This is a genomic window from Sphaerisporangium melleum (assembly GCF_014646695.1).
GTDB classification, from domain to species: domain Bacteria; phylum Actinomycetota; class Actinomycetes; order Streptosporangiales; family Streptosporangiaceae; genus Sphaerisporangium; species Sphaerisporangium melleum.
Genome location: NZ_BMNT01000072.1, coordinates 1 through 20325, shown reverse-complemented (window position 1 = coordinate 20325; position 20325 = coordinate 1). Strand labels below are relative to the sequence as shown.

At 70.0% G+C, this 20325-nt stretch carries 15 protein-coding genes and 1 pseudogene; 8 read left to right on the top strand and 8 right to left on the bottom strand.

Annotated elements, in window-relative coordinates; genetic code table 11:
* A partial coding sequence (locus IEY93_RS36165; RefSeq protein ID WP_189167682.1) for a CHAT domain-containing protein occupies positions 1-1380 on the top strand: 1380 nt, incomplete at its 5' end.
* Between the two features lie 3 nt (positions 1381-1383).
* Positions 1384-3234, top strand: coding sequence for a CHAT domain-containing protein (locus IEY93_RS36160; protein ID WP_189167681.1), 1851 nt, complete (start codon positions 1384-1386; stop codon positions 3232-3234).
* A gap of 108 nt (positions 3235-3342) precedes the next feature.
* Here the strand turns inward: IEY93_RS36160 and IEY93_RS36155 are convergent, their stop codons facing one another.
* The gene (locus IEY93_RS36155; protein ID WP_189167680.1) at positions 3343-4803 is read right to left on the bottom strand and encodes a hypothetical protein; all 1461 of its coding nucleotides are present in this window, start codon (positions 4801-4803) and stop codon (positions 3343-3345) included.
* A gap of 64 nt (positions 4804-4867) precedes the next feature.
* Between IEY93_RS36155 and IEY93_RS36150 the strand changes: the two genes are divergently transcribed.
* Positions 4868-5683, top strand: coding sequence for a TetR/AcrR family transcriptional regulator C-terminal domain-containing protein (locus tag IEY93_RS36150; RefSeq protein ID WP_203968710.1), 816 nt, complete (start codon positions 4868-4870; stop codon positions 5681-5683).
* A 209-nt stretch (positions 5684-5892) separates the two neighbouring features.
* Here IEY93_RS36150 and IEY93_RS36145 read toward each other — a convergent pair whose 3' ends face one another.
* From IEY93_RS36145 to IEY93_RS36135, 3 genes are all read right to left on the bottom strand, one after another.
* A complete protein-coding gene (locus IEY93_RS36145; protein WP_189167679.1) occupies positions 5893-6630 on the bottom strand; it encodes a VOC family protein in 738 nt (245 codons plus the stop codon).
* Between the two features lie 246 nt (positions 6631-6876).
* Positions 6877-7299, bottom strand: a complete 423-nt coding sequence (locus IEY93_RS36140) for a hypothetical protein (RefSeq protein ID WP_189167678.1) — start codon at positions 7297-7299, stop codon at positions 6877-6879.
* 372 nt (positions 7300-7671) lie between these two features.
* Positions 7672-8331, bottom strand: coding sequence for a DUF2461 domain-containing protein (locus IEY93_RS36135; RefSeq protein ID WP_189167677.1), 660 nt, complete (start codon positions 8329-8331; stop codon positions 7672-7674).
* 168 nt (positions 8332-8499) lie between these two features.
* Here IEY93_RS36135 and IEY93_RS36130 point away from each other — a divergent pair, with 168 nt between their 5' ends.
* The 4 genes from IEY93_RS36130 to IEY93_RS39030 are packed head-to-tail and all read left to right on the top strand — an operon-like array spanning position 8500 to position 13547.
* On the top strand, positions 8500-9786 hold the full coding sequence (locus tag IEY93_RS36130) for a helix-turn-helix domain-containing protein (protein WP_203968709.1): 1287 nt from the start codon (positions 8500-8502) through the stop codon (positions 9784-9786).
* 14 nt (positions 9787-9800) lie between these two features.
* Entirely contained in the window at positions 9801-10553 is a 753-nt protein-coding gene (locus tag IEY93_RS36125; protein ID WP_189167675.1) for a toll/interleukin-1 receptor domain-containing protein, read from the top strand.
* Between the two features lie 41 nt (positions 10554-10594).
* On the top strand, positions 10595-12472 hold the full coding sequence (locus IEY93_RS36120) for a hypothetical protein (RefSeq protein ID WP_189167674.1): 1878 nt from the start codon (positions 10595-10597) through the stop codon (positions 12470-12472).
* 10 nt (positions 12473-12482) lie between these two features.
* Positions 12483-13547 carry a hypothetical protein gene (locus IEY93_RS39030; protein WP_203968708.1) on the top strand — a complete coding sequence of 355 codons (1065 nt, stop codon included), beginning with the start codon at positions 12483-12485 and terminating at the stop codon, positions 13545-13547.
* A 228-nt stretch (positions 13548-13775) separates the two neighbouring features.
* Here the strand turns inward: IEY93_RS39030 and IEY93_RS36110 are convergent, their stop codons facing one another.
* From IEY93_RS36110 to IEY93_RS36090, 4 genes and pseudogenes are all read right to left on the bottom strand, one after another.
* Positions 13776-13982: a DUF397 domain-containing protein gene (locus IEY93_RS36110; protein WP_189167673.1), complete on the bottom strand. Its 207-nt coding sequence runs from the start codon at positions 13980-13982 to the stop codon at positions 13776-13778.
* Positions 13973-14799, bottom strand: a pseudogene (locus IEY93_RS39025) (helix-turn-helix domain-containing protein). The gene IEY93_RS36110 and the pseudogene IEY93_RS39025 overlap by 10 nt, the downstream one beginning before the upstream one ends.
* A 402-nt stretch (positions 14800-15201) precedes the next feature.
* Positions 15202-16770 (bottom strand): cellulose binding domain-containing protein, encoded by a 1569-nt coding sequence (locus tag IEY93_RS36095; RefSeq protein ID WP_189167670.1) that lies wholly within the window; start codon positions 16768-16770, stop codon positions 15202-15204.
* Positions 16771-16832: 62 nt separating this feature from the next.
* Positions 16833-19292 carry a glycoside hydrolase family 9 protein gene (locus IEY93_RS36090; RefSeq protein WP_189167669.1) on the bottom strand — a complete coding sequence of 820 codons (2460 nt, stop codon included), beginning with the start codon at positions 19290-19292 and terminating at the stop codon, positions 16833-16835.
* Positions 19293-20134: 842 nt separating this feature from the next.
* On the opposite strand from IEY93_RS36090, the gene IEY93_RS36085 reads away from it, so the two are divergent.
* Positions 20135-20325, top strand: a 191-nt coding sequence (locus tag IEY93_RS36085) for a hypothetical protein (protein WP_229691759.1), incomplete at its 3' end; no start/stop codon positions are given.

Genomic DNA, 20325 nt, shown 5'->3' with positions numbered 1-20325 from the left:
GGCGGTCCGGGTGAACTGGGCGGTCCGGGTGAACTGGGCGGTCCGGGTGAACTGGGCGGTCCGGGTGAACTGGGCGGGCGGATAGACGCCGCCCGCGGCGCGCTGGCGGAGGTGATCGAGCGGATCCGCCGGCGGGTCGGGTACGAGCGCTTCCTGGCCCTGCCGGACCTGGACGACATCGGGGCGGCCGTACGCCCCGGTGTGCCGCTGGCCTACCTGGTGCCCACCGGCGGCGGCTGCCTGGTGCTGCTGGCGTACCGCCGCCCCGACGGCGAACCGGCGGCCGAGGACCTCTGGGTCCCGGAGCTGAGCACGGCGGCGATCGACCGGCTGGTCATCGGCGGCCCCACCGCCGAGCGGTCGTTCCTGTGGCAGCAGATCACCGGCGATCCCGGCTTCGCGGCAGTGCTCGCGGGCGTCCTGGGCGAGGTCGGACCGCGCCTGGCCGCGCCACTCGCGGCGCGACTGCGCGAGCTCGACGCGACCGGGGTGGTGCTCGTCCCCGGCGGGCGGCTGGCGTCGCTGCCGCTGCACGCCGCGCCGTACGGACGCGACGGCGAGACCGCCTGTCTGCTGGACGACTTCGACGTGCACTACGCGCCGTCGGCGTGGGTACACGCCGACGCCCTGTCCCGAGCCGCGCGACTGTCGGCCGCGCCCGCCACGCTCACCGGGATCGCCGACCCGACCGGAGACCTGCGGTACGCGCGCGCCGAACTGGAGGACGTCGCCGCGCTCTTCACCGGCCGGGGAGCTCCGGCGCCCCGCACGCACTACGGCGAGCGGGCCACGAAGGACGCACTGACCGGCGGCCTGCCCGCCACCTACGTCCACCTCGCCTGCCATGGCCGGTACACGGTGACCGACCCGCTGGAGTCCCACCTGCTGCTGGCCGGCGACGTGCCGCTGACGCTGCGCGAACTGCTGGACGGGCGCGGCTTCGAGGGCGCCCGCCTGGTCGTGGCCTCCGCCTGCCAGACGGCGGTCTCGGAGCTGCTGTTCCTGCCGGACGAGGCCGTCGGCCTGCCCGCGGGGTTCCTGCGGGCAGGCGCCGCGGCGGTGATCGGCACCTTGTGGCCGGTGGACGACGTGTCCACGGCCCTGCTGATGACCCGCTTCTACCAGGGGCACCTGGACGAGCGGCTGCCGGTGGACCGCGCGTTGCGCCGGGCACAGCGGTGGCTCGCCACGGTGACCGCCGGGGAGCTCGCCGAGCACTTCGCCGCGCAGGCGTCGCCGCCGGTGGACTCCGGGGCGGGCAGGCGGCTGCCGGCCGAGCTGGCGGCGGCCGGCGCCATCAGGTTCGGCTTCGACGACCCTGATCACCGTCCCTTCGCCGAGCCGTACCACTGGGCACCGTTCGTGCTGATGGGAGCGTGAGACATGGACCTGTCGCGGATCCCCGCGCTGCTCGGCTCGCTCTGGGACGAGTTGCCGCGCCTGATCGGTCCCGGGTGGACCGACCTGTACCCGCGAGTGGCGGCGGCCGCGCGCCGGCTGGCCGAGGCCGGGGAGGCCGAGCGGCCCCGGGCCGTCTTCGACCTCGCGCAGTTGTTCCGCCCCTACCCGGAGGTGGCCGAGCGGATCCGGGACGCCATGGAGCACCGGAACCCGGCCGTTCGCCGGACCCGCTCCCCGTCCCGGCTCCCGCCGACCGGCCGGGACGAGGCCCGCGCGGACCCGTGGGAGGCCGTCACCCTCGGCCTGCTGCGCCGCATCGACGGCCCGGTGCTGGAGTGCCGCACCGCGGTCTACGCCACCCGGCGGCTCGCCGCCGGGGCGCGGGGCGTGATCGTCGTCGGCCTCACCGCCGCTCCCGGCGCCGAGGCGGAGCTCGCCGCCGTCCACGCCGGGCGGCACGTGGAGGTCCACCTGCCGGCGGGCCACGACGCCGGGGTCACCGTGACGGACGAGACCGTGCGCCGGCTGACGGTGCGCGCGGACGGCACCACCGACCTGGCGGCGTTCGCCATCCGCGCGGTGACCCCTGGCGAGCACACGCTGCGCGCCGACCTGCGACAGGACGGCCGCCTGCTGGCGAGCGTACCCGTCACCGTCACCGTCGCCCCCGCCGGGACGGAGGCCGTGCGAGGCGAAGGCGAGCCCGAGCCGGTCGGCCCGGCCACCGTGCGGCTCGGCGGCGGGTACGCCCCACCGCCCGATCTCGACCTGCGCGTGCTGGTGGAGGCCCGCGACGGGCGGACCGTGCTGCGCTACATCCTGCACTCCCCCAACGGCGCGGCCGGGCACCACTACGAGGAGGCCGGCGAGGTGGTGCTGGCGGGCTCGCCGGACGAGCAGCGCGACCGGCTGCTGCGCCGCATCGAGCGGCTGGCACCGGAGGACACCGACGAGAAGCTGCGCGCCTTCGGCGAACGGCTCTACCGGGAGGTGCTGTCGCCGGAGGTCCGCCGGGCCTACGCCCGGTTCCGCGACACCGTCCGCTCGCTGCAGGTCACCTCGGACGAGCCGTGGATTCCCTGGGAACTGGTGCGCCCCTTCGACGATGACGGGTGGCCGGGCGTCGACGACGACTTCTGGGCCGCGCGGTTCGACCTGGCGCGTTGGCTGGCCGGCTCGTCCGCCGCACCGGCGCGCATCGAGGTCGGCCGGCTGGCCTGCGTGGAGGCCGGCTCCGCGCCCGGGTTCGCCTCGCTGCCGGCGGTGGCCGAGGAGCGCAAGCGACTGGCGGCGCTGGCCGGGCGGCACGGCATCGACGATGCGAGTCCCGTGTTCGCCGACCGCGCCGCGGTGCACGCGCTGCTGCGCGACCCGTCGATCGGGCTGTGGCACTTCGCCTGCCATGGGGAGATCAACGCCGCGCACCCGGACGAGGCGGAGCTCATGCTGGCCGACGGCCACGCGCTGCAGGCCGAGGACCTGTACGGACCGCGCCAGGCCGCGGTGGCCGAGGCGCGCCCGCTGGTGGTGCTCAACGCCTGCCGGGTCGGCGGCCAGGGCTGGTCGCTGACCCGCCTGGGCGGCTGGGCCGACGCGTGGGTGCGCCGCTGCCGGTGCGGCGGGCTGATCGGCGCCCAGTGGTCGGTCACCGACGAAGTGGCGGCCGGCTTCGCCCAGGCGTTCTACCGGCATCTCGAAGAGGGGCGCACCTTGGCCACGGCGGCCCGTGCCGCGCGTGCGGAGGTCCGCGCCGCCTTCCCCGGCGACCCCAGCTGGCTCGCCTACAGCCTGTACGCCCACCCCAACGCCCGCATCGGCTTCGGCCCACCCTGACCCGCACGGCCCGGCTCGCCCCCTGGCCTCCGGTGCCGTGCTCGTCATGGCTGCGATGGCACCACGCTCTCCGCGTGCACTGTGGCGGGCCGAAGGACGCGGCGGCCGTCAGGCGGTGAGGAAGACCGGGGTGTCCGTCACGGGCAGGCGCAGCAGGCCGTCGCGGAGTTCGGCGGCGGGGCGTCCGCCGAGCGCATCCACGGCGGTCACGGCGGGGGCCGTCCAGGGCAGGGTCACGGTGACCGGCGGCTCGTCCTCCCCGTCGAACGGGTCCCGCTCGTCCCAGAGCACCAGCAGCGGCCCGCGCCCGCCGCGGTCGGCCTCGAAGGCCCGCAGCGACGGCCGGTCGCCCACGGCGACGCGGGTCACACGGGTCGCCCCGGCCAGCCGCTCGGCCAGCAGGGCGAAGGCCCCGGCCGCGGGCCGGTGGATGGCGAGGTCGTCGCCCTGGTAGGCCATGAGGGCGAGCTTGCCGAACATGAGATGCATGATCTGGCGGTGGTCCACCGGGGCGGACACCTCGGGGGCCAGATTCCAGTAGACCGTGCGGCGGACGCCCTCGGCCAGGGCCTGCATGTTGGCCATGACGAGCTGGCGGCCGTTGATCCGGTCGCGCCTGGCCGACAGCTCGGGCGGGCAGCCTTCCATGAACATCTGGAGCCGGGGCGGCAGCTCGGCCATGCGCTCGTACAGCGCGTTCATGGCGCGCCGCTCGGGGGTCTCCCGCGTCTCACGCTCGGCCAGTTCCGCCGTGCTCTGCGTCTGCGGCGCGTCGGCGAACGCCGCGGCCAGCTCCTGGTAGAGCACCGCGCCCACCTCGGGGAACTCGAACGGGATGGGCGCGGCGTACTCGCCGGCCACGATCGGCCTGACCGGACCGCCGGAGGCCATCAGCCGGCGGGCGGCGGCCAGGTGCGCGGGGATCAGGGCGGCGTCGCCGTACAGGTGGACGTCGAACAGGTCGTAGGCGTCCCGGCCGGCCGCGACGACGTGCTCGAAGAACCGCCACGGCTCGCTGCCCTCCCCGCCGCTCAGCACGTCGTACCCGCAGCCGCCGAGCACGACGGCGCAGTCGGGGTCGGCCTGCTTGGCGGCGGCGTGCATGGCGGTGAGCTGCGCGACGTACTCCTCGGCGGTGCCGGCCCACAGCAGCCCGGTGTTGCTCGGCTCGTTGTCGCACTGCCAGAAGCGCACCCGCCCGGCGCAGCGGCGCACCACCCGCCGGACGAACTCGGCGTAGGCGGCGATGTCGCGGGCGGGGGACGGGGGCAGGAAGTCGGTCGCCGTCCGGGTGGCCCACGGGGAACTGGAGCACAGGGTGATCCAGACCTCCTCGTCGCCGTCGAGCTGGGCGAGCAGGGCGTCGACCGCCTCGAAGGTGTAGTGGCCGGGCTCGGGCTCGACCTGTCCCCAGTACACGTACGCCCGCACCAGGCCGGCGCCGAGCGCGCGGGCCTGCGGGACGAAGGCGCCGGGCGGGCCGAACAGGCCGTAGCTGATGCCGCGGACCACCCCGAGGCGGAGGTCCCGGGGTTCGTACCGGCTGGTGGTGGACCTGTTCTCGGGCATGTCGGCACCCCTCGACGCGAAAGTTTACGTGATATACGAGGAGTTTATAGCGTATACTGGCCGGGTGCGCGAGACCGTTTCCGATCCCGTCCCGCTGATCTGGACCCAGCCGCCGCCTCCACCGCGCCGGCGTTCCCTGGGCAGAGTCGAGATCGTCGCCGCCGCGATGGCCCTGGCCGACGAGGCGGGCCTTGCGGCCATGACCATGAAGGCGGTCGCCGCGCGGCTCGGGCCGTACACCCCGATGGCGCTCTACCGCTACGTGCACAGCAAGGAAGGGCTGATCGACCTCATGCTCGACGCGGCCGCCGCCGAGGTCCCGCTGCCCACGGAACCGGGCCGCGACTGGCGGACCGGCCTGCGCGCACTCGCCGTGGACACCTGGCGGATGCTCGGACGGCACCCCTGGTGCGCCCTGCTGGTGCACACCCGGCCTCCGGCCGGGCCGCACGTGATGCGCAGGCTCGAGTTCATGCTCGCCACCCTCGCCGGCCAGGGCGCCGGTCCGGGCGAGGCGATGACCTACGCGTCCCTGCTCGACCGGCACGTCTTCGGCAGCGGCCTGCAGCAGGACGCCGAGGCCCGATTCGAGCGCGGCCACGGACTGGACGACGCGACGCGCCTGCACGCCGCCTTCGCGGCCATGCACCGGCTGGCCGCCGCCGACGGGCGCCTGCCCCACCTGACCGCCTGGCTCGCCCGGCCGGAGGGCGCGAGCGCCGAAGAGCAGTTCGCCCTCGGACTGGACTTCCTGCTGGACGGCATCGCCGCCCGCCTCCCCGGCCCTCCCCCGGCCGCCCACTCTCCGCTGGTCCCCGGCCGCCCGGACGATCCGGCGGAACCGGCGGGCGCGCCGGCCGGCGGAGAGGGTCAGGTCTGAAGATCAGGCGGGGTCACGCGGTTTCGCCCGCCGTTCCCACCACGGCGTACCGCGGGCAAGCCGCGACAACGCGGAAGGAAGGACGCGGCCGGTTTCGGCCGAACTCGTCAGTGCCATCGGCAGCCCTTGGCGGCGAAGGCGCCGGGGTCGCCGAGGCCCGGTCCGCAGCCGTCGCGGGGGTCCGCGGTGCGGGCCGGCCGGGCCCCGCGTCAGCCCCGGCCGAGGACGCAGAACTCGTTGCCTTCCAGGTCGGCCAGAACCTGCCAGGGGACGTCGCCTTGGCCCACGTCGGCGGGCCTCGCGCCGAGAGCCCGCAGCCGGGCCACCTCCGCCGCCTGGTCCTCGACGGGGTGGGGCAGCAGGTCGAGATGGATGCGATTCCACCAGGTCCGCACGCCTGACGTGCGGAGGAACTCCAGATACGGACCGACGCCCTTGGCGGACCGCAGCCGCGCATGATCGTCGGTCACCTCGTGCAGGGTCCAGTCGATCGCCTGCTCCCAGAACCCGGCCATGGCCCGCGGATCATCACAGTCGACCACCACCGCGGCGATCGGCCCGGTGCCCCGGTAGATCTCCCGAGGCTCGAGAACGCAGAACACGTTGCCCTCCGGGTCGGCCAGGACCGTCCATGGGACGTCACCTTGACCCACGTCCGCGGAGGTCGCGCCGAGCCCCTTCAGCCGCGCGACCAACTCCGCATGATGCGCCGCGGAGGTGGTGGCGAGGTCCAGGTGCACGCGGTACCTCACCGTTTCGGGGTCCGGGACGGTGACGAGGTCGATGAAGAAACCGTCGGGGTCCGGCCAGGCGGAGCCCTCGGGGGCGAGACTGGTCACGCCGGGCTCCTCGCTGGAAATCCCCCAACCGAGCGCCTCGGCCCAGAACCGGCCGAGCGCCGAGTCGTTCCGGGCCTTGAAGTTCACCTGAACAATTCGCAGCGCCATGCCGCCCAACCCTATGCCCGGCCGGCGGCGGGCGTTCCGCGGTCGACCGGCGCACAGCGACGTACGCGCGCCGGACCGGCCGTCTCCCCGGAGACCGGGCCACGGCCCGCGGTCCTTGTGGGACGCGTGGCCGTGGCACCGGTCCGTGCCCGGCACCGGGGAATGTCCTCCCCCGTTACCGGCTTCCGTTCGGGCCCGGATCAGGCCGGCGGCGATGCCGCCGGCATCCCGTGCACCCTCCGGTGCTCAGCGGCCGTGGCCGGAGTGCCCGGAGCCGTGGTGCCCGGAGTTCCCGTGCCCGTTGTGCTGCCAGTGCCGGGGGAAGTCACGGCGGTCGAAGCCGTGGTGCCGGGCGTAGTCGGCCGACAGGCGCTTCCACTTCCCGTCGCTCCACTTGAAGAAGTGGTCGCCGTCGAAGCGGTAGTGCTTGCCATGGTCGGTGCTGTACCAGTCACCATGGGAGGTGTAGCGGTGCCACCAGCGGTGGCCGTCCCACACGTTGCGCTTGCCGTGCGAGTGCTCCCCACGGTCGTGCCCGGCGACGGACTGGGTGACCACGGCACCCGTCGGGGTCGCCGCCGAGGCCGCACCGGCCGAGGCGAATAGGGCACCGCCCGTGAGGGTGAGAGCGGTGACCGCGGTCGCCAGGCGCCGAGTGATCGTGTTCATGATCATTCTCCTCGACACGCACGCCCGTCCGGTGTCTCCGGACCTGGGCGCCCTTGCGTGTTCCAAGGCGGCTCAACCTCCCCTGACAGGAGGTTTAATCCCAATCATCCCATGATGTGCTGTTTGTCACGAATTAACCATCCGTTGAACCGCCCATCACACCTTGTACGCCCCGCACCGCGGGTCAAGGTCCTGAGCGGCCCGTTCCGGCCCCCGGCAAGCCACCCCTTCGCGCTCCCGCGAGCAACCAAAACCCCGGACCTGTACCGGGTCCGGCACGCGGCGAAGACCCGCGACGCAGTGCCGACACCGGTCCCACGACCACGATCGGCCGACCCGGCCGGAAAGAGTGGCTCGGCGGGCCGTTTTCGATCAGCGCCCGCGCCTCGGCAGCTCGGACGGGCCCACGTTCTCGGTCAGCCAGCCGACCAGAGAGCCGAGCGAGCGCCAGGTGCGGCGGACCCGGTCGAGCGCTTCGGGCGTGTGCAGCCAGCCCTCCGGCGTCCAGCGGCGGCCCGCGTGCAGCGTGCGGTGGCGCAGCAGATCAAGCCGGGGATGGTCCTCGGCCACGCCGCGCGGCCGGGTCTTCAGCCGGTCCCCCTCGATCGCCAGCCCGGCGGCGCGCAGTCCCTCGACGATCTCCGCCAGCCGGGCGCCCGCCTTGTCGTCGCCCACCGCGCCGCGGAAGCGCTCCAGTTGATCCGGCGCCGCCGCGTACCAACCGGCCGCGGCGTACAGACCGTCCGCGTCCACCTGCACGTAGTAACCGAGCCCCTCCCCACCTGCTCGGACGTACGCGCCCTGATGGGTCTTGTAGGGGGACTTGTCCCGGGCGAACCGCACATCCCGGTGCGGCCGGAACAGGTGGCCCGGCCCGAACTCCCCGGCCAGCTCGTCCATCAGCGCCTGCATCGGCGCCCGCACCGCGGCCTCGTAGACCTCCTTGCGCTCCGCCCAGTACGCCTTGGAGTTCTCCCCCTCCAGCCCTTCGTAGAAGATCAACGCCTCATCCGGAAACCCCCTGAACCCCATGTCCCCAGAATGCCACTCCCACCCCCTCGCCCAGCACTCCGCCAGGTGATGTCCTCGGCGAAGAGGAAACGGGAAACATCCGCGCTCGCCTTGTCCGTCCGATGCCCTCTGCCGCACCCTTCCAAGGGTGGCTCCCGGGCTGTTCGGACGGACGGTACGGAGGTTCGTGTGGTCCAGCAGCCCATCAGGTTCGGCGAGGAACTGCGGAGAAGACGCCTGGCGGCCGGCCTCACCCTCACCGACCTGGCTCGCCGCCTGCACTACAGCAAAGGGCAACTGAGCAAGATCGAACGGGGTGGCAGGGCTCCAAGCCGTCAGTTGGCCGGTCTCTGCGACAACGAACTGAACGCCGGAGGCGCACTCATCGCCCTGGCCAGACAGCCGGTAAGCGAAGCAAGAACCGCCCATGCCGCGAACAGTGAAGAGGAGGTGTGGCTGATGCAGTTGTCGCCGGACGGCGGGAGCCGGTTCCAGGCGGTGAGCCGACGGCAGGTGATGGCGGCCGGCGCGTCGTCGATCGCGGCCATGAGCATCGGCAGGCCCGGTACGGGCGGCGTCGATGACATGAACCTTCTCGGCGTTTCGCGCTCCTTGTTCGATCAGTACCGCAGCCTCGGCCAGACGGCCGATCCGGGACTGCTGCTGCCCGCCCTCATCGCCCAGACCCACACGCTGCAGGAACTGTCCGCCCGGGCAGGCTCGACCACCCGCCGGGACGTGCTCGTCCTCGCCTCACGGTACGCCGAGTACGTCGGCTGGCTGGTGCAGGAGGCCGGGGACGACCAGGCCGCGCTGTGGTGGACGCGCCGCGCCGTGGAACTGGCGGCCGCAGGCGGCGATCACGACCTCGCGGCTTACGGCCTGGTACGTCACGCGCTCGTCACCCTGTACCAGAACGACGCCGGACAGACGGTGGAACTCGCCCGGCGGGCGCAGCGGGGCAACGTCCTCCCGCGCATCCATGGTCTGGCGGCCCAGCGGGAAGCCCAGGGGCACGCCCTCGCCGGTGACCATGACGCCTGCATGCGCGGTCTGGAACGTGCCCGTACGCTGCTCGACCGCCACACGCCCGAGCCGGGGACACCGGTCATCGGGACCGCCAACCTCCCGGATCCCGCGGAGATGATCAGAGGCTGGTGCCTCTACGACCTCGGGCGTCCACGCGCGGCCGCCGAGGTGTTCGACGTTCAGCTTGCCCGCGTACCACCGGGAGCGATACGCACACGAGTTCGTTACGGCATCCGCCGCGCGCTCGCCTATGCCGTGGCCGGCGAGGTCGACCACGCCTGCAGGCTTGCCGGCGAACTCCTCGACGGCGTCGTCGCCGTCGGCTCCACCACCATCGCGGCGGACCTTCGCGCCCTGGCTCGTACGCTGTCGCGCCACCCGGGAAACGCCTCGGTACGCGACCTGATCCCCCGGCTCGACACCGCGATACACACCGTCACCCCATAGAAAGGATCAGCCGAGTGCACGAGGTGTTCATCAACTACCGCACCGGCGACGGCGACGAAGCCGCCAACCTGATCGACAAGGTGCTCTCCGACCGTTTCGGCGACGACAACGTCTTCCTCGCCGCGAAATCCATGACACCGGGCCAACCATTCCCCCGAGAGCTGCTGCGCGCCGTGCGATGCAGCTCCGTCCTGCTGGCCGTGATCGGACCGAACTGGTCACTCGACCCTCGACTGCACGGCGAGAAGGACTGGGTCCGCCGTGAAATCCTCGAAGCCTACGAGCTCGGCATACATGTCATCCCCATCCTGAAAGGGCGCACGACCGAACGACTGAAGGCGGCCGACCTCCCGCCTGAGCTGGAATTTCTCACCGAAGCTCACTACCTCCGCCTGGACACCCGCGACAACCGGGCCGACCTGGCTCGAATCGGCGACGAACTAGCCCGGCTCGTCCCGGCGCTCAAGGAGGCCGACATGCAGGCCGCAAAGGAGAACGACCGTCCCGCGGAACCCGGCACCACGACCAATACTGCGCGCGACGTCTATGGGCCGAGCGTGCAAGCCGGCGAGGTCGCCGGCGACGCGGGCAACATCGTCAAGAACATCCACCACAGCGACATCCGGGATGTCTACGGCTCTGTTAACACCGGGAAGGGCGAAAGCCACAACTTCTTCGGCGACGGGGCAACATACTTCAAGGGCGATAACTACGGCGGCAACAACCACCGCTTCCGTTCGCCGCAGCAGGACGAGGACGACAGTTGAACGACTGGCTTAGCACGTACATATCCAGAGTCCAGGGAAGCGTGAACACCGGCCCAGGAGAGCAGAACAACTATTACAATTTCTCATTGAAAGACTCGCATGGGAGAACCCCACTCAAGCAAGCCGCAGACGACATCGAGTGGCTTTCGCAGCGCTTCGTGAAACCACGAGGGTTCAGTGGAGCCTGTTCGATCTTGAAAAGATACAGAACCGTTCTGCTCGCCGCGCCTCCCGGCAGTGGCCGGACCGCCACGGCGAAGGCATTGTTATGGCAACTACGTCCAGACGCCGATGGCATTCACAAGCTCCCACCAAGCCTTGGGCGCGCCGAAGAAGAGGAGGGCACATCGACACTGGACTTCAGCCTCATATCCGACGGCGACCGAATGTGGCTGGACCTCTCCGGCGACAACGGGCCGCACTGGAATAGTGCACAGTATCACCTGTCCACCCTTCGAGCCATCGCGCAAGAACGCTCCGCCTACCTTGTCATTATCTTGCCGGATCACTGCACAGATCTCGCAGTGGAGTTCAACCGATATCAGATAGAGATATCCCGCCCTTCGGAAAGCCAGGTACTTGATCGACATCTCCGAGCGGAGAATACCATCCCGCCAGACCCCCTACCCAACATTCCTTTCCTGGATGAAACACATTCGCTATATGACATCTCACGATACGCTCAACTCGTCACGGAAGCCAGAAAAAACGACGACAGAGGAACCTTCCTCTCATGGTGCGACAGCGCCGCCAAAGTGTTTAACGGCCTAGAGGAGGATGTGGCCGTCTGGGTGTCCGAACGGGACACCGGACCTGAGCGGGCGCTCATTCTGACCACAGCGATGCTGCATGGAGCTCATCCTGACACGATTCACCACGCAACTGCGACTCTGCTGCAGACCGTCAAATATCCAGACGACCCACGATCGATTCTGGAGCGTAGTGGCATAGGTTCCAGGCTCAAGAAGATCAACGCGAGGATCGACGCCTCGGGCGGTGTGCGCTTCCAATCACTTGGTTACGCCTCGGCGATTCCAAAGCATTTCTGGACTCACATGCCAGAGCTTCGCATGGCGATCCAGGAGTGGATCGGAACCATTGTCAAATCACCTGATCTCGGTCGAGACCGGCGTCACGAAGTCATCACCCGTTTCACCGGGCTACTCCTCAATGAAAGATATCGGGGCAATCTGGTAGCGCTGATCGAGAAATGGACTGAACGACCAGACAATCTTCATCGAACGGAAGCCGCCGCACTCGTCCTCCAACACTGCCTGCAGGACGAACAGCACGGGTCGTTCTTTCGCCGTAAAGTCTATGACTGGTCGAGCCGGAACAATCTGCCGAACGGACTCGCTCAAACAATCATCGTGGCCTGCCGCGACCAAATAGTCGTCAACCATCCTGATCAAGCCGTGGTCCGCCTCCACCACATGGCAAGACGGGAGCGCGGCAGCCGTGCCTGTATGGCGCTCGCTGAACTGATAGGCAGCGACCGGCGCTGCTTACAGTACCTACTGCACCGCATAACGTCACCGGAACTCAGAAGGCTACCAGTCGATGCCGACCTCTTTCTGCGTGTAGCCGTGCCGGATATGTTCACCAACCTAAGGCGGCATGACCGTGCGCCAATTGATCAGAAGCTCGTACGCGAGCACGTGGAAACCGCTTGGAGCCTTGCCTTCTCCTACATCCCGTATGACGTATGGGCCACGCGGGCGCGGGAGTGGCTGGTGCTGGCGGGCGAGGATGAGCGGCACCGGGACGCTCTGCTCGATGTGCTCGTCGCGGGCGGTGCGGAGCAGACGAGCGTTTTGGCCCGGCTCTTCGACATGACCCGCGACCGGCCACTCCGCGAGAGCATCCGCGAACTGCTCCTGTGGAAGATCGACATTGCGCAAGGCCTGGCGTTCAGCTGAGGAGGGTGTCATGAGTTCGGGACGCAGTCCCATGACGGTGTTCTTGGCCGTCACCGGCGGGGTGATCCTCACCGGGCTCATCCTGTTCGCCCCCTGGTGGGTGTGGGTGCCCCTCACAGGGGCCATCGCGGTGTTCCTGCTGGTCCGGACAGTGATGAGCGACCGTGCATCACGGCGCTTGCCGCTATTCGATCCCGATCCTCCGTACGATCCTTCCCCACCGCCCGTCGAACGTCGGCAGGAGCCCATCACCAACGTGCAGCTGCCGAGCGAGTGTCCGGACTACTGCTTCCTCTTCTCGGCGACGGTGGTCTGGTCACCGCGGCAGAACGTGATGGTCGAGACGACCGCGAACATGGCCGCGCTCGCCGTCGACGACGTCCTGAGGCGCGCTCGTGAGATCACCGAGAAGCGAGACCCACGCGAGGTATCGCTGGTCCGATATGAACTCGGCGGCGTGCTGGCGAGGATGCAGGCCGATCGCGGCGGCTGCCTGGAAGCGATGGCTGAGTCCGTCGACCTCGTCCTGCCTGAGGAGGACCGGCATCGACTGGAGGAACTCGCCACAGTACGCAAGAAGAAGGACGTCTGGGAGCACGGTCGCAAGTTCGAGCAGAGCAAGCGAGAGTACCTGAGCCAGGACGTGTTGAAGGACCCGGGCAGTGCGGTGGTCTGGCACCTGGCAAGGAACGATGACCAGGTGGAGAAGACGGTGAACGACATCGGCCTCCTGGCGAAGCTCTCCTCCGCCGCCAACAATCACGAGATACCAGAGACGTTCATGCGGTATGTGCCCGAGTTCGGGTCCGCTCCGTCAGACGACCACATTTTCGGCAACGGTCACAGCCCGAACGGATACGGGCCACAGGACGACGAGAAGACCGGGGCCGATCACTTCGAGGCGTTCGTGCGCGCGGAGTTTCCCGAGGACGGCCAAGACCGCCGCCTGCTCGTCAAACGCATGGCCTTGGCCATCGCCAAGCAGGACCGGCATGATCTCGCCAACGACATCCTGCGCCGGTTCGATCCACCGGATGATGCACAGGATCAGTGGGACGCCGACCAGGAAGGGTGAAGCGGCGGGCGTGCCGTGGCGACCGGATCATTGCGATCTCCACCCATACGGGCATTCGTCCGCGACGATCGACAGACGGAGATCCCGAAACAATTTCGGGATCACGCTGCAGCCGGTATCGGAGGCGCTCATCGACCAAGAGACCTTCCAGCGGCCGACGAGTGAGCCGACAAGGCGGCGAAGTCGGTGTCGGTGAGATCGGGAGTGAAGGTGACGGATGGCGATGCATCAGGACTGCGAGGGGAGGCTGCCGGCCTTGATGACGTTGATGAAGGATCGCCACTCGGCAGGGCCGAAAAGAAGCTCAGGTCCACCCGGAACCTTGCTGTCCCGTACCGCCACCCCACAGGGAAGGTTGCCGGCGACCTCGACGCACTGCCCGCCGTTGTCGGACGAGTGTGACGACTTCCGCCACACGGCACCACTCAGGTCCATTCCCGCCTCGCTTCCTCGATCATTGCCAGAGATACATGCTCAGGATAGGCCCACGCTCTTACGGCTTCATATCGGTTGCGGATGGATACCACGAATTCGTGCTCACTCGTTATCTGACCCTGAACCGGCGAGTCCGCGTGAACGACATCCGCCTGACCGTTCGGCAACTCCGCGATCATGAAGGCTCCGGCCAGCCCCGCCAGGCAGTCGGGATCGACGACCTGAACGGTGACGGCAGGCCGTAGAGCGACCTCGAGCAAATAGTCGAGCTGCTCTCGCATCACCTCCGATCCACCGACCCGGCGATGTAGTACGCCCGCGTCGATGAGGACGAGGAGCAAGGGGGCTCCTTTTTGTCCAGGATCTCTCGGCGTCGCATGCGGGCCTCGACTTGCCTTTCCACGTCCTCGGGGACGGCTCGCGGGCCACGGCTGAACAGCTGCCGGGCGTAAGCCTCGGTCTGGAGGAGCCCCGGGATCAATAGGGGGTCCCAGGAGCGGAGGACGAGGGCGGTGGGTTCGATCTCTTCGGCCCAGCCCTCGAACCAGATCGGACCGCCCGGGCGGGCGACGATGCGGCGATGCAGCCCCGCGAAGTAGCTGCCGCCTTCCCTGCCGAAGAGCCGGTCGAGTCGCTCCGCGTCAGATTTCGACGGCGTCCTGGTGCCCGCCTCCAGGCGGCTCACCTGGGTCTGGGTGCAGCCCAAGCGTGCGGCCACTGCGGCTTGGGAGAGCTGAGCGGCCTCCCGAAGGCGGCGCATCTCGGCGCCGAAACGCGTGCGGGGAGACTCCGGGCCGGGGAAAGGCTCGACGCTCATCAAAGAGACCCCTCCAGATAACAGGTAAAAACGGACTTTCCGACTTCGGATAATCCAGGTAGTGGTTTAGATAAACCGGTTCCCGTCATCGCCGGCCGTCTCCCGGCGCGCCGAATCGGTCTTTGATTCGCTGTTCACAGTGGCAATCTAAGCACACGACTTCTTCCGCCGAGAGGGCAAGAATGAAAGTGAGTCATCGCCCTGGAGCAGAGTACGGCCTGGGCTATGCGCAGGCGCGACAGCGTATTTCGTGCCCTGATGACCCGCGCCGGCGGAGTACCGGAATGAGCGATGGCGGCGGTGGCGGGGAGTGCACGTGCGCAGGCGGCGTAATGACGGTCCCGGCGCACCCGCCCTCATAGGGATGAGGGCGGGTGCGCCGGGGCCGGAGAGGAGGGTAAGTCAGCTCTGGGAGCAGCGGGTGTTGTTGAGGGTGATGGTCGCGGGGGGTGGGTTGGTGCCGGTGTGGGTGCCGTTGAAGCCGAGATAGAGGGACGCGCCGGGGGCGATGGTCCGGTTCCAGTCGAGGTTGACCGCGTTGACCTCGCTGTCGGACTGATCCCAGGTGGCGCCCCAGCCGTACGTCAGCCGCTGGCCGGCGTGCTCGAAGTCGAATCCGAGACGCCAGCCCTGGATCGCCGTGGCGCCGCCGTTGGTGATCTTGATGGTGACGGTGAAGCCGGTCGCCCAGGTGGTGCTGGAGTAGGCGACCGCGCAGGTGAGCGCGGGCGTTCCCTCCGGCTGGGCGACGGCCGTGAACGGCTGCGACGGCGCGCTCAGGTTGCCGGCCGCGTCGCGCGCGACCACCTGGAAGGTGTACGGCCGCCCGCCCTCCAGGCCGATGACGATGTCACGCGGCGTCGCGTTCTCCCCCTGGTACGCGTAGCTCATCGCGGTGCGCATGTACAGGTCGTACCGGGGAGGCGTGCCGCTGTCGTCGCTGGTGGGATTCCAGTAGAGGGCGATTCCGCCCGGCACGCCGAGCCCGCCCTGCACGCCGACGCCGGTCGGCTGGTTGGGCGGGGTGACATCGACGCCCGGGCTCGGGGCCGGGCCGGGTGGCTCTGTCGTCGCCCTGGCCGTCACCAGGTCGGACGGTTCGCTGATGTTGCCGGCGGCGTCGACCGCGACCACGTAGAACAGATGGTCGCGGCCCCCGGTCAGCCCGCCGATCACGGCCTCGGCACCGCCCGCGCCGACGGTGACCGAGGCGTCCGCGCGGACGAACGCGCCGGCCTTGCGCACGTACACCTCGTATCGGGCGACGCCGCCGGCGTCGGTGGACGGCGTCCAGCTCAGGCCGGCGGCGTTGTTCAGGTAGACGGTGCGGGGCGTGATGCCGCCGGGCCGGGTCGGCGGCGTGGTGTCGGGGGCCGAGGTGGGGGTCGGAGTCGGGGTGGGCGGCACCGGGTCACCGGGCGGGCTCGGACTCGGGGTCGACGCGGGGCTGCCCGAGGGGCCCGAGGTCGGGGTCGGTACCGGGTCACCGGGCGGGCTCGGACTCGGAGTGGGCGGCACCATGCCACCGAGGCGGCCCGCCGTGGCCGTCACCTCGTTGGAGGGGCGGCTCACGTTCCCCGCCTTGTCCCTGGCGACGACCCGGAAGGTGTACCGCTCACCCGCGGTGAGGCCGCTGATGATCGCCGAGTTCCCGGTCGTGGAGCGGATCGTGGTGTAGGCACCGTTCCGCAGCATCTGGACGTCGTACCCCACCACACCGCCCGTCTCCCCGGCGGCCGGGCTCCAGCACAAGGACACGCCGATGCCGAGGTCACTGCCCCCCGGGGAGACGGGCAGAGGGCAGACGAACAGTCCGCTCGGCGCGCCCGGCGGGGCGACGGCGTACGCCGCGCTCGCCTCGGACGGCGGGCGACGGGCGGCGGCGTCCGCCGGTGCGAGCCAGGCGCCGGAGGCCAAGAGCAGCCCCGCGCCGAGGGTCGCGGCGAGAACGCGTGATCGATGGACGCGCATGGAACCTTCCTTCTTCAGGCGGGCGGCGCGGCCCCGTGCAGGCGGGTGGGGCCGCGGCCCGGTCAGGAGCAGGTGGTGCCGTTCAGGGTGAAGGCGGACGGCTTGGGATTGCTGCCGCTGTAGGTGCCGTTGAAGCCGATCTGCACCGCTTGTCCGGGGTTCAGGGTCCGGTTCCAGTCGAGGTTGACCGCCGTGACCTGAGTGCCGGACTGGCTCCACGTGGCCCCCCAGCCAGGCGGGGTGAGCTTCTGCGACGTGCCGGGGAAGGCGAAGCGGAGCGTCCAGCCGTTCACGGCCGAGCTCCCCCGGTTGGTCAGCGTCAGGTTGGCCGAGAAGCCGCCGCCCCAGTCGTTGACCGCGTACGCCACGGTGCATCCCGTCCCGGTGGACGGCGACGGAGAGGGAGACGGCGATGGGGACGGGGACGGGGACGGACTGGGCGAAGGAGAGGGGGATGGGCTCGGGCTGGGCGAGGGAGAAGGGCTCGGCGAGGGGCCGGGGCCGCCGGGCGGGGTGCCCCAGATGAGCCGGCCCTCGTCGTCGTACAGCGTCATGTTCGCCGCGCCCTTGGCCGACCAGTCGTTGGACGGGTCCCAGGTGCCGCCCTCGGACACGCCCACCTTGAGCTGCACCTCACGCCGGTACTCCGACTGCCCGCCCGGGAAGATCGGCGTCCCGGTGCAGTCGACCTCGGCGTAGTAGGTGCGGCCTTCCAGCAGGTGCGGGCCGGTGGGCGTCCGGCACTGGGAGTAGGAGGCGCCGACCGTCACCTGGCCCGGCGTCGTCGCGCCGTCGAGGGTGAAGTAGTAGCGGAACCTCGCCTGGTCGAGCACGGTCGCCGGCCAGGCCGACTTGTTGATCACATAGGTGCGTGCCGTGGTCTCCCGGCCCTGGTGGGTGATGGTCGGCTCCAGGGTGAACTCCGGCCCGTCGGGGGTCTCGCGGGGCAGCGTGGCGAGCGGCGTACCACCGTAGCGGCCGTACAGGACGGCGAGGGAGCTGGTGATGCCGGAGTTGAAGTCCAGGGCGACCTCGTTCTTGACGTAGTCACCGCGGTCGTCGGTGTAGGAGTCGGCGGCGTCCGGGCCGCCGACCAGGGCGCCGTACAGGATGTGCCGGCTGATGGCGGGCTCGGAGTTCGGGCCCGCGTTGGTCCACGCGCCGTGCGCGCCCCGGTGGTGCGGGTTGCGCGGCGGGCCGGCGCCGAACCCGATCATGTAGCTGGCGCGGCGGGGGTTGTCGCCGAGGGAGTAGTCGATCTGCCGCTTGCCGAACGCGTGGTAGCGCGCGTACAGCGGGTCGGCCGTGCCGAGGTGGTCGGCGTACTTCAGGGCGACGAAGGCGGTGTTGGCGGCCATGCGCAGCGAGGCCCAGTAGAAGATGTAGGCCAGCCCGCCCGGGGTGATCGTGCCCTTCCTCCCCTTGTACCCGACCGTCCAGTAGTCGAGGTAGCGCTGGACGTCGTCCCGGTAGGGCTGCTCACCGGTCAGCTCGGCCATCTGCTCGTAGACCGCGTACTGCTTGTCGTTCCAGCCGAACCCGAAGTTGAACACCGGCACCTGGACGCCGTTGCTCCCCGGGTCCTCCTGAGTGCCCATCTTCGGGTAGAAGGCGCGCGCCTTGTCCAGGTAGCTCGTGGTGCCGGTCGCGCGGTACAGCCAGATGGACGCCCAGGCCAGCTCGTCCCAGTACATCTTCGTCGCGCCCTCGACCTGGCCGCCCTCGCCGGTGGAGTTGTAGAAGCCCTGGGCGGCGCCGACGCAGTTGACGTACGCGGTGTCCCGGCCGTTGGTGCCCTTGGTCGAGTCCGCGAAGGTGTACAGCTGCCGGGCGTGCGTGAGGAGCGTGTCGGCGTAGGACGGGTCGGTGGGGCGGAACACCATCGACGAGGCGGCCATGGCTGCGGCGGTCTCGGCGGCGACGTCCGTCCCCGGGCACGACGCGGTGATCCGGTAGACCGGGCGCTTGTGCCCCTTGGCCTCGACGGTCTCGGGCGCGCCCCAGTAGGAGTGGTCCTCGTTGCCGTCGCCGACCTGCACGTACAGCACGTTCGGCTCGGGGTGGGCCTTGATGAAGTAGTCGCCGGCCTGGCGCAGGGTGTTCATCAGGTACGGCAGCTGACCGGAGCTCTGGTACGCCGCCCGGTAGTCGACGCCGCCCCAGGCGAGCGTCGTGGTCATGGCCGCCATCGGGAAGCCGAACTTGACGTGGTCGCCCGCGTCGTACATGCCGCCGGACAGGTCCACTCCCGCAGACCTGCCGTCGTTGACGGTGGAGTCGGCTCGCCAGGTCACCCGGTTGGTGGACGGCAGGCGCCCGGACTGCTGCGCCTCGTAGAACAGGAAGGACTTCTGCAGCGCCTCACCGTAGTTGAACGCGGGCTCGGCCGCGGCGGCGCGGGCGGCCGCCGCTGCGGGCGCCGCGGCGGAGGCGGCGGGCACCGCGGCGGTGATGACGGCCAGCATGACGCCGGCCACGGCGAGCGCCGAACCTCTGTTCAGCGGCCGCGTATGTGCTCGCATGCGTGTTCCTCCGACGACGACGGGCTCGCACCCGCCCCGCGGCGGCAGGCACGGGGGCCGAGGCTCTCGCCCGGATCGTGCGATCGGGAGATGGCATGCGCCAGCACCCCCGCAGCGGCGGCCCCGTCAGTGCAGGTCACAGCCCTGCGACGATGAAACTTTCAGCCTCGGGCGGGCCTTACCGGACCGGATCGGGTCCGGGCGGAACCAGCTCGTCCATCCGCCCACCGACCCCGCTCACCGCCGCCGTCGCGGCGAACCGCGATGACTCCTGGGCTGCAGGTGACGTCGCGCCGGCCGGGTCGAGGTCCGGCCGGAGTGAGGAGGAAGCCGCTCGCGCGCCGGCCGCCGCTCCTTCCGAAACGGCAGGTGGCCGGGCCGCCGGACGGAAGGCCGGTTCCGCCGAAAGTTTCATCGCGCGCGCCGGTCGTGACCGCGACGCCCCGCCTGGTCGGAAACAGCGGAATCGGTTCGATTCCGGATGACGTACGGCCGGTGCAACGTCCCATTCTTGACAGGGCTCGGCGTTTCGGATTTGCTCCCCAGCACCGTCATGTCCGGCGGCCGATGAGAGAGGAGTACTCCGCGCCAAAAAACTGTTAACGCTAACATTCGACAGCCCGACGAGCGGTGAACGCCGAGCGGGCGGGTACGGGCCCCCTCCGCCTCAGCACCACCGACGAGCGGGTTGAACAGGCGTGATGTCGACCCGATCGCGCGCCTGTAGTCATTCTGCCCTCCCGCGGCGAGAAGGGACGAGCGCCGCCCATCCCGACGCAGCAGGAGCACCTGGTTTCCCTACCTACGTATGCCGGAATTCGCCCGGCAGAGGGAATTGCGTGATGTTGAGGAACAAATCATTCTTCGGGGCCGTGGCGGCCGCGGCACTTCTCGTCCTGGCCACCGGCCACGCGGCGCTGAGTGAGGTGCGCGGTACGACCACGCGGGCCGCCGAGGCGAGCGTCGCCGCGGCGACCGCCGGATGCGGCAAGACCCCCACGCTGAGAAGCGGGACGATCCAGATCACCAGCAG

Bases quoted from the DNA above. Each gene is read 5' to 3' on its own strand.
- IEY93_RS36160 (WP_189167681.1), top strand. From the start codon at position 1,384: ATGGACCTGTCGCGGATCCCCGCGCTGCTCGGCTCGCTCTGGGACGAG.
- IEY93_RS36155 (WP_189167680.1), bottom strand. From the start codon at position 4,803: ATGCCCGAGAACAGGTCCACCACCAGCCGGTACGAACCCCGGGACCTC.
- IEY93_RS36145 (WP_189167679.1), bottom strand. From the start codon at position 6,630: ATGGCGCTGCGAATTGTTCAGGTGAACTTCAAGGCCCGGAACGACTCG.
- IEY93_RS36140 (WP_189167678.1), bottom strand. From the start codon at position 7,299: ATGAACACGATCACTCGGCGCCTGGCGACCGCGGTCACCGCTCTCACC.
- IEY93_RS36135 (WP_189167677.1), bottom strand. From the start codon at position 8,331: ATGGGGTTCAGGGGGTTTCCGGATGAGGCGTTGATCTTCTACGAAGGG.
- IEY93_RS39030 (WP_203968708.1), top strand. From the start codon at position 12,483: ATGAGTTCGGGACGCAGTCCCATGACGGTGTTCTTGGCCGTCACCGGC.
- IEY93_RS36110 (WP_189167673.1), bottom strand. From the start codon at position 13,982: ATGGACCTGAGTGGTGCCGTGTGGCGGAAGTCGTCACACTCGTCCGAC.
- IEY93_RS36095 (WP_189167670.1), bottom strand. From the start codon at position 16,770: ATGCGCGTCCATCGATCACGCGTTCTCGCCGCGACCCTCGGCGCGGGG.
- IEY93_RS36090 (WP_189167669.1), bottom strand. From the start codon at position 19,292: ATGCGAGCACATACGCGGCCGCTGAACAGAGGTTCGGCGCTCGCCGTG.